Source organism: Bacillus sp. GMa5/1, from assembly GCF_050172015.1.
GTDB lineage: Bacteria > Bacillota > Bacilli > Bacillales > Bacillaceae_G > Bacillus_A > Bacillus_A cereus.
Genome location: NZ_JBNLYC010000424.1, coordinates 1 through 1,074, shown reverse-complemented (window position 1 = coordinate 1,074; position 1,074 = coordinate 1). Strand labels below are relative to the sequence as shown.

The following is a 1,074-nucleotide window of genomic DNA, read 5'->3' as shown; positions in this document are numbered from 1 at the left end:
AAATATTGTTTTATCAAGAGAGCAACTCATGTTTTTTAAGGAAGCAACTAATGCTATAACAACAATCAAAGATATCAATATTATTTTAGAAGAAGCTGGAGAGTTTTTTGACTTAGATATTCCTGAAAGAAAAGTGAAATCTGGAATGGTAAATTACAAAATTCAATCCATTGATCCAATGGATATGACTGGTATTAAAAAGCAATATTATATTATGTTAGGGGAAATTGGTGTATCATACCCTGATGGAACAGGCGATGAAGAATTTGTAGCGGCTGCAAATAAAGTATTTCTGGAGTATGTTACACATAATGATATTACAAAAGTAGATGATGGTTTTATTGTTTCGCTACCGGTATTTGCTTCTCATCAAGTGATAAAAGATTTAACGAATGCAGATTTAACAGTTCTTGCAATGATTCCTATAAAAGAAAAAGAATAAGAAGTCATAGAAAATAAGTAAATGGCTGAATTGAAAAAGCAAGTATTAGAGATTTTAGAGGAAATATGTGAAACCGATATAATAAAAGAAAGTCCATAAAAAGCTTTGAATTTCTTGAGCAAATAGTTATAATTCATCAAATACAGAAATAGACATACAAAAATACCATCCTTTCCTATGATTCTACAGAAAGAATAGCGTATTTTTTATTTTAGGGGGATTTTTGAAGAAGGAATTAATACAATATGTAAAAATACTCTGCTATCTAGTGAACCGTTTTATACTTTCCGAATAATAGTCAAATAAATGGATGATACTATACTTATATAATCATTATCAGGAGAATCTGCAGATTTGCAGATTCTTTTTTATTTTATCGAAAGTAAACTTTTAGCCAGCAGTTTATTTTCCTACTATTGATTTTTATACGTATTTGGTGAAAAATCAAGGAGCTGCAAAAAAATACTATACCGAAAGTTCGGTATAGTAATGTGCATATCAAAGATCCCACTTTGGTATATCTCCGAAAGAGTCATAAAAATCTATGTTTTTTAATTCAGTTGCAAACTACAAAACTTTTTTTGAAAGAAATGTACATACAAATTATATTTTATTCCATAACTCTCTAACTT

1 protein-coding gene is annotated in these 1,074 nt (G+C 28.7%); it reads left to right on the top strand.

Translation table 11 applies throughout. The annotated features are described in order from the left end of the window. On the top strand, window positions 1-442 hold a 442-nt coding region (locus tag ACQGSG_RS29150; RefSeq protein ID WP_426948777.1), incomplete at its 5' end, for a hypothetical protein. Window positions 443-1,074: the final 632 nt, after the last annotated feature.